Genomic DNA, 7,975 nt, shown 5'->3' on the forward strand with positions numbered 1-7,975 from the left:
TGCAGGACTTATCGATAAGTAACAGGAGTTAACGTGGTAATAGGCCCATTTATTAATGCCGGCGCGGTGCTGGTCGGTGGTTTGATCGGCGCGCTGCTCAGCCAGCGTTTACCCGAGCGCATTCGTGTTTCAATGACCTCGATTTTTGGTCTTGCCTCGTTGGGGATTGGCCTGCTGCTCGTTATCAAATGCGCCAATATGCCGGTGATGGTGCTCGCGACGCTGGTTGGTGCGCTGATTGGCGAGTTTTGCTTTCTGGAAAAAGGCATCAATAAAGCCGTTTCTAGCATACAAAAGCGGATGCTCAAGCCGGGCAAAAGCAGCCAGCATGAGAACTTTATTCAAAGCTTCGTGGCGATTATCGTGCTGTTCTGCGCCAGCGGAACGGGGATTTTTGGGTCAATGCATGAAGGCATGACCGGCGACCCGACCATTCTTATCGCCAAGTCGTTCCTCGATTTCTTCACCGCGATGATCTTTGCCTGTTCGCTCGGTTTTGCGGTCTGCGCCATCAGCGTGCCGATGCTTATCATCCAGCTCTCGCTGGCGTTCTGCGCATTCCTGATTCTGCCGCTGACCACCCCCGCCATGATGGCCGATTTCACCGCCGTCGGCGGTCTGCTGCTGCTGGCAACGGGCCTGCGCATCTGCGGAATTAAGATGTTTGCAGTGGTGAATATGCTGCCTGCGCTGCTGCTGGCGATGCCGATTTCTGCGGCCTGGGCGGCGTTTTTTGCCTGACCTGGCGTGCAAAACGGGCAAAGTGGTGATAGATTGTGCAACTCGCCGCAAATTTTATAAATTTCGTTGACGAGTCGAGGCGATTACGGTTTAATGCGCCCCGTTGCCCGGATAGCTCAGTCGGTAGAGCAGGGGATTGAAAATCCCCGTGTCCTTGGTTCGATTCCGAGTCCGGGCACCACTATTCATAAGGCCTTGCTGAAAAGCGAGGCTTTTTTCGTTTCTGGCTACGGTAGATTTCTGGTAGTTACAGAACGTTATTTGTTTGCTGGATTCTTCGTCGTTTTCTTAGTTGTTCTTTGCTTTTAAAAACATCTATACCCTCTAATGTGTCTATATCTTGCCCCCGGCTACGGTCTCTCTACGGTCAGTTACGGTTTCTCTTCTCTCTGGTTGTTCATAATGATTCAAAAACGCGGGGGAAATGGGGGAATCGGTATTTAGCCTTAATCTACTGGTCTTTAAGGGTTTCTGATACGGGGAAAACAGTGGGGGACTCCCCTTCTGCACTCGGGGGCAATCTGATCACATACATTTCCCACCTGTTGTTCGGGGAAACCCACCTTTCCGCCCACTAGAATAAAAGTCTATTTTCCTTTTAAGTCATATGATCATGACACTTCCCCGTTTCCCCCGTCAAAATAAAACCATTCCAGTGAGATGTAATACGAACTGACTCAGACACATATTATTTCTTTGAGTACCTTCCCACGGCATCTTTACCCTTCAGACCAGATCAGGACCGTAAAGCCTGTATCGTCTGCTTTTCACGTCTTTATTCCTCTTCTGTGGCACCTGCATACCCTTCGCCACAACAGTAAATCCACTCTGTCATAAACACTGCCGTACCAGGGATGGCTCAACCCTGACGTTCTTTACGCCAATCAAGGAGCTAATATGTGCAGCCTGACACGCTTTCGTTTTACTAATCAGCTCATCAAATGCCTTCCCCCTAATCCACCTGAGTCACGCAGCACCGATGCTGAGTACAGTGATACCGAGATTTCTGGTCTCAAATGTCTGGTAAGCAAAGGAGAAGGTCGTAAAAAGTTTTTGCTCCGCTATCTCTATCATGGGAGAAAACGCGCTATAGCTATTGGTCACTGGCCTGAGGTGGATGTCACCTTTGCCCGCCGCGTTGCCATGGAACATAAACGCTCTCTTGCCACCGGCACTGACCCAAAGCAGGAACGTGAAAACAAGCGTAAGGAGATGACGTTTGATGAACTCTTTAGTCAGCATTATCTACAATGGGCTATGTCTGCCAAACGTAGCTGGGGGAAGGATGTTCAGCGCTACAGAGATTATATCCGCCCCGCTATAGGTCACACGTTACTCAGTGATATCACCCCTGCCAGTATTCTTCGCCTTCAGCAGACGTTATGCACTTCTCTTTCTGCTGCAACCTGTAACCGCATCATCGTACTGATTAAAGCTGTCTTTACATGGGCCGGAAGGCAAAGCATCACATCGGCTCACCCGGCACGGGTTGTACAGTTACTGAGGGAAAATAACGCCCGACAGCGCTATTTCACCGAGGATGAAATTCGTCGTATTTTTCTCTCTGCTGATAAGGATACCAACTCCGTTGCTGCCCGCTATGTCAAGCTGCTGCTACTGACAGGGCTTCGCCGCGATGAACTGCGTCTGGCAAAGTGGGAGCATGTTGACCCGGTAAAACGTACATTATGGCTTCCGGAAACCAAGAATGGTTATGGTCGCATTGTTCACCTTAATTCACTGGCTATGGACGTTATCAGAGCGCTGCCAACGCAGCGGGGAAATCCGTGGTTGTTTATCGGCAAAAAGCAGGGAATGCCGCTGAATAACCCGGTTAAGGCTTTTCAGCGTATCGTTCTTAGGGCGGGTATTTTCGATAAAGAAGTGTGTATTCATACCTGTCGTCATTCAGTTGCCGCCCTGATTGTTTCCTACGGCGGAACACTGTATGACGTTCAGGCCCAACTGGGGCATCGCAGCAGTCATTCTTCCCAACGGTATGCGCATCTTCACCCACAGCGTTTGCAGAATACCAGTCAGTTACTTGCCGAGCGGATCAGTGCTCAGTTACCTTCATTGATATAAAAAAAGGCAGAGGAGATCCTCTGCCTGACATGTCACTGATGAAATTAAAAATCGGTCGCAATGTTACAGCCAAGAAATACACTCGTTATCAAATAAAAGGGTTGTTTAATTCCCTTCTGAGGGCGCTTCTTGTAGTGACCCTGACTTTCTGGTTTGAGATAATTTTTTTGTGCCAGCGCCTTTGCCACATCAACAGGCTTGAGGCCTTTTTGGATACACCAGTCTTCAAAAACAGGAACGAAAATCATCATGTCATCATTCTTATCAATGAATCCCCAGTGGTTTGACGGGGTATACGCATCTTCATCAAGCAATGGCATAAAATGGGCTGTTCTGGTTTTGATGAGATCTAACTGAATGGCAGTCAGCACCTGCTTCAGCGGGCTGTACTGGTTTGGCTTATCATCCAGCCAGCGACGAGCAGCACTCATTATCGCCTCCGAGATATCCTCCTCACTGAACGGAGCGATACCCCATTCTCTTGCCATCAACCCGGCGAACCAGCATAAGGCAAAACGTTTTAAGGCACGCTTCTGAATATCACTGAGGGAATAGCCTTCTTCTTGCAGGTCGCTGACCAGAATGCTGAAGCAGTCATTTGTTGCATCCCGGACAAATTCACACATTTCATGCCAGGACAGCGGTTCACCCTCATCGTCGTCCATCGTCAACAAGTTAGCGATAAACGCCTTACCCGCTACGCCATAAATATCACCCAGACCATTTTTCAGGCCCTCAGCACGACAACGAACCTCTTCCGCTGATTCGCCCTTTTTACGGGCATCTTCAGGCAAAATATTAATACTGATGGCGCGATGCTCCTGCCCGCCCTGAATCTGCTCTTTCTGTGTGGCAAGCTTTTCGGGGATAGACATTTCACCTGATGAAAGAATAAACATTTCCCATGTATAAGCCTCCCGTACGTCCAGGTTCTTGTCCATCCGGCTTTTGCCCTGTCCGGCGGTAATGTTGTACAGGAGTGAGGCGAAGTCTTTCTGTTTGTACGCTCCCAGTTCGTCAATACAGGCTAACAGCCCGGAGAATAAACTCAGACTTTTCTCCAGCGCATTCGCCGTTGTATTCCAGCGGAGAATGTTAACACCCGATGCACTTCCCGGCTCACCGCCATGACCATGAACCGACATGGCTAACTGAAGAAGAATGGTCTTTCCGGTCGTTGACCCGCCATAAAAGTGAAACAGCGCGACATCCATTTTGTACAATTTCACCAGCATAGAAGCAAAGGATGCACACAATGCAAAAACCTGCGGCCATCCATGAGCATACGTCTCCACTAGAGACTTCCAGTCATTCAGCTTACCGGATTCAACGAGTCCTGTCGGTACACGCACACCAGGAACCAGATAATCAAACCCGCTAACACTTTGCGCAATGGGCATTGCGCCATGTAAAAATGCTTTTTTGCCTGGTACAAACCCCATCGCATCTGCGACAAGATAAGTGGGCAACGCCAGCGATTTCTTCATACAGGCCTGTAAAAAATACGCCAGTAGATCTTTAGCCCTTATCGTCGAGGAAATACCAAAGCCCTTGCCTGCAAGATATGCAATCACATTATCGGGATTTACCGTCACATCACTCAATGAGATCTCAGCGCAGACGAACTCTCCGGCATGGTTGATTGTCATCAACTCAATGCCCATATTGCGCGTTTTACAATCAGAGTAACGCCTGTTAACAGGAACAATGGGCGTCGAACTGAACTGTGTCAGTTTCTTGCCATTGTCATAAAAAAGTCCTGTTGACGTATTCACAAAATCATCTGGCAGACCATCACGGCATCCATTTTCAGCAATGTCATCAGCCCCAATATTGATAGCAGCCGCTTTGTTAAGACTTTTTTGTGCATTAGCCAGATGTAACGCACGGCGGGCGAGAAATGCGTTCAGTTTCAGGCAGGTAAAAAGAGCCGGGGCCATTGTAGTCAAAGGGGACAGCGTTGTTGTTTTGTTCATTTATCTGGTCCTTTAAAAGGGGGGATACAGGCAGGAGAACGCAGAATGCTCCAGCCTGAATAAAATTCTGCTTATGCCGGAAAACTGTTCATCGCCCGATTAACGGCTTCGTGATAACGCGCAGGGCTCGAATGCAAATATATTTCGGTTACTTTGATAGTGCTGTGACCCAGTAAGTCTTTGACGGTGTGAATGTCGGCCCCGCTCTCAATGAGTTTTGTCGCAAAGGTATGGCGCATCTCATGGATGGTGAACGGTGGAATACCCGCAGCCTCACAAAGCCGTTTTTGCAGGCGACGCGGCTCAGAAACCGGATTGTCGGTCCCCTTGCCCGGAAATACCCAGCCTTCATCACCCAGATGCTGACGCTGTTCTGTCAGAAGAACGAAAGCCTTATCACATACCGGTACACGGCGGAGTTTGCCGTTTTTGGTATGGCGAAGGGTGATAACCTTGCGGCTCCAGTCCACATCTTCAAGACGAAGGTGACGGGTTTCCCCCAGACGCAGCCCCGTCAGGGCAAGGAACATGAGCAGAGCAAGGGCTTCATGATCGGGTTTACCATTACGCCAGCACTCACAGACTTCCATCCAGCGCTGAAGCTGGGAGTCATCCATGGCGCGGCGATCTGACGTCACTTCAGGCAGCGCTTTGATATAAAGCGCCGGAGAGCGGCTGGTGTATCCCATGCGTATAGCCCAGGTAAAGACCGCTTTAATGAGCGCCAGGTGGCGGTTGCGTGTGGCAGGCTTAAGATCGAGATCGTGCAGATAGCTCAGAACATCTGCCTCCGTCATACCTGCCAGCTTTTTGTCACCGAGAAGAGGGCGCAGGTATTTACGGATCTTAGAAAGGTCGGTGTTAGCTGAACGCTTAACGCCCGTGTTAAGTACGCATTTCACATACTGTTCCACAAGTTCATTAAACGTTATTTTGCTGTGCGTAAGAAAACGCTCACCATAAGTCTCAACGGAAGCCTTAAGCTCCTGAATTATTTTAAAGGCATGTTCCCTTGCGTTATTAATGGAAAATTCAGGGTAACTTCCTACTGCAACGTAAACATTCTTTCCGCGAATACTTTTGCGGACAATAAACTTAATGCGTCCTGATGAGTGGAATATAGCCTTAAGCCCGGTACATTTTGTATCGCTGGCTTCGATAGTCCGGCCAGTTTGTACTGCACGGATTTTACACTCATCAAAAAAAGCTTTAGTGAATGCCTCTCTTTGATTCTTTGGGCTGTGATGTCGAACCATCACTTCAACGCAGCAATCTTCAACGTCAACGCTGGTTTTCATGTTTTGCGCTGACTCAAAAAAGCGACTATCCACAGAATCAACATCATTCCGTTTCATTGTCTGCGTTATTTGGTTTAAAGAACTATCGGGTTTCATAATGCATACATCTCGCTCAATTAATACAGATTAAGGGTATTGAGTTAGATGCTGGCCAGCACATGGAGCGAATAGTATTGGCAGAAATACTGAAGTGCAAATCACCGGTTCTGACATTTTGGTGAGAAAAACACGCGTTAAAGAGGCCTGTTTGCCTCCTTAATCTCCTGAAAGTGCCACTCCCCCACTTTCAGGCTTAAACGTCGTTTCTCCCCATAAATAATATCGATTATGGGGTGTTGATTGTTTTTTGAACTATTTAAGGCGTTTTGTGATTGAGAAAATAAGTAAGAAAATCAATAGCAATTGTGCGCAAGCCTTCTCTCATTTTCAGTTAAAACAGCACATGCTAATTTCTTTATAAAACGCTAAAAATCTAAAAAAAACGGGATTTAATGCCAGGTTAGAACTAAATTTAAGGGCATAATCCATAAAAAGCAAACAACGTAAAAAAAATGTAACTAAAAGTCATTTGAAAACATATTATCAATATGAATCAATTACTTATGGAGATAATCATGTTTAAACTCACGACTCCCACCAGTCTTCCCCTTCTCAACCTGCCCGCCTCCGCACTGGTGGCCCTCAGCAATGAAATCCTTGGCCCTGTCGATGATATCGACCTGTTTACCGCCTTCTGGAACGAAACGGGAACCCTGCTCTGGCATCTCAACCACGATGACACACTCCCCGAAGACCCGCTGCTGGCAGTGGCACTGGCTAACCCGGAATACGTCACCGCACTTGATGATGGCTGGTATCTCCTGCTCGGTATCGTCTGCGATAACGGACAGGGTATCTATCTGGTGTTCCCGGACACGACAGTTATCACTCAACTCCAGAACCTGATTGAGGCGCTGAACCATGAGTAAGAAAAAAGTCGCTACCGAAGCCGCCGTCACCGAAAGCTATACCGTGTTCTACAGGGGTGAAGCCGAGAAAATCAGCCCCCACAGCAAGGGACTGCTGACGTATGAGCTGGGTAAAGAGGGTGAAACCGGGAGTCTTGCCCTACGCTTAACCGCCAATGGCGAAGGGGGCCTGTTCTCCCGTGAATGGATAGCGCTTGATGCGATTCACGCCATTCTGGAACAGCAGCCAGACAGCTTTCCATCCCGTGTATTTCGCCCACTGTTTGGTCAGGGCAGCACCAATAACGCAGGTTTTCTTGCTGCTGTGCTCAGAAGTCCGGATATCTGCCTTATCGAAGCGGACAGCAGCAGACTCTTTATGCACCGCTGCTATTCCGACTGGCAGCATCGTCTAACGCAGCTTGCTACGCTCAGCCAGGACTAACCCCGCTTTTTCTGTGTTCTGTTAACCAAAAATCAGGAAATTCACTATGTCATCACCCGTAATATTGCAGGGCGGCTATGTGCTGCCTCTCTCCCGGTCGTTTACCCAACTGCTTCTGGATATCCTCGCGCAAAAACCGCCTCATCGTCACCCCATCACCGGATTAACCATTAACTTCCGTGACCCTGAATACTCACCAGAAAAGGGCGGCTGGCATCCGGTCGAAATACGCCTCATCCCTGCCGGAGAAGACTGGCAGCTCGATTACGTCACCGATTTTCACTATGCAGGGCATCCGTGGCCTGAGCTTGAAAAAGATGTCGATGTGAGCTGGACGCAACAATACACGTGGCTTTCCCGTTGTGGCGATATCTCTCATGTCGACGCCCGTGAGTTCTGGTCGCTATGGGAAAGTAACTTTATGGCTTACCACGATATGGGGGTTTTCACGGTCCGTACGTTGTGGGAAAGCTGAGTGTTCAC

The 7,975-nt window shown here is 48.6% G+C and carries 7 protein-coding genes and 1 tRNA gene; 6 read left to right on the forward strand and 2 right to left on the reverse strand.

Annotated elements, in window-relative coordinates; genetic code table 11:
• Positions 1-33: 33 nt before the first annotated feature.
• The 3 genes from RDN66_RS08475 (at position 34) to RDN66_RS08485 (ending at position 2,826) form a co-directional block, all read left to right on the forward strand.
• The gene (locus RDN66_RS08475) at positions 34-741 is read left to right on the forward strand and encodes a DUF554 domain-containing protein (protein WP_308537772.1); all 708 of its coding nucleotides are present in this window, start codon (positions 34-36) and stop codon (positions 739-741) included.
• Between the two features lie 105 nt (positions 742-846).
• Positions 847-922 (forward strand) — tRNA-Phe (locus tag RDN66_RS08480).
• A gap of 716 nt (positions 923-1,638) precedes the next feature.
• Entirely contained in the window at positions 1,639-2,826 is a 1,188-nt protein-coding gene (locus RDN66_RS08485; RefSeq protein WP_104457553.1) for a site-specific integrase, read from the forward strand.
• Positions 2,827-2,870: 44 nt separating this feature from the next.
• Here the strand turns inward: RDN66_RS08485 and RDN66_RS08490 are convergent, their stop codons facing one another.
• Together RDN66_RS08490 and RDN66_RS08495 are read right to left on the reverse strand one after the other, a co-directional pair.
• Positions 2,871-4,802: a DUF927 domain-containing protein gene (locus RDN66_RS08490; protein WP_123282586.1), complete on the reverse strand. Its 1,932-nt coding sequence runs from the start codon at positions 4,800-4,802 to the stop codon at positions 2,871-2,873.
• A gap of 71 nt (positions 4,803-4,873) precedes the next feature.
• Positions 4,874-6,196, reverse strand: coding sequence for a tyrosine-type recombinase/integrase (locus tag RDN66_RS08495; RefSeq protein WP_308537773.1), 1,323 nt, complete (start codon positions 6,194-6,196; stop codon positions 4,874-4,876).
• A gap of 518 nt (positions 6,197-6,714) precedes the next feature.
• Between RDN66_RS08495 and RDN66_RS08500 the strand changes: the two genes are divergently transcribed.
• From RDN66_RS08500 to RDN66_RS08510, 3 genes are read left to right on the forward strand one after another with little or no spacing between them, the layout of a single operon-like run.
• A complete protein-coding gene (locus tag RDN66_RS08500; RefSeq protein ID WP_020838591.1) occupies positions 6,715-7,068 on the forward strand; it encodes a hypothetical protein in 354 nt (117 codons plus the stop codon).
• Positions 7,061-7,492, forward strand: coding sequence for a hypothetical protein (locus tag RDN66_RS08505; RefSeq protein ID WP_308537774.1), 432 nt, complete (start codon positions 7,061-7,063; stop codon positions 7,490-7,492). The genes RDN66_RS08500 and RDN66_RS08505 overlap by 8 nt, the downstream gene beginning before the upstream one ends.
• A gap of 46 nt (positions 7,493-7,538) precedes the next feature.
• On the forward strand, positions 7,539-7,967 hold the full coding sequence (locus tag RDN66_RS08510; protein ID WP_049012548.1) for a DUF2787 family protein: 429 nt from the start codon (positions 7,539-7,541) through the stop codon (positions 7,965-7,967).
• The last annotated feature ends 8 nt before the right edge of the window (positions 7,968-7,975 follow it).

It is taken from the genome of uncultured Kluyvera sp. (assembly GCF_902485085.1).
GTDB lineage: Bacteria > Pseudomonadota > Gammaproteobacteria > Enterobacterales > Enterobacteriaceae > Kluyvera > Kluyvera ascorbata.

Coding starts and splice junctions, on each gene's coding strand:
- RDN66_RS08505 (WP_308537774.1), top strand. CDS start 7,061: ATGAGTAAGAAAAAAGTCGCTACCGAAGCCGCCGTCACCGAAAGCTAT.
- RDN66_RS08500 (WP_020838591.1), top strand. CDS start 6,715: ATGTTTAAACTCACGACTCCCACCAGTCTTCCCCTTCTCAACCTGCCC.
- RDN66_RS08510 (WP_049012548.1), top strand. CDS start 7,539: ATGTCATCACCCGTAATATTGCAGGGCGGCTATGTGCTGCCTCTCTCC.
- RDN66_RS08495 (WP_308537773.1), bottom strand. CDS start 6,196: ATGAAACCCGATAGTTCTTTAAACCAAATAACGCAGACAATGAAACGG.
- RDN66_RS08485 (WP_104457553.1), top strand. CDS start 1,639: ATGTGCAGCCTGACACGCTTTCGTTTTACTAATCAGCTCATCAAATGC.
- RDN66_RS08490 (WP_123282586.1), bottom strand. CDS start 4,802: ATGAACAAAACAACAACGCTGTCCCCTTTGACTACAATGGCCCCGGCT.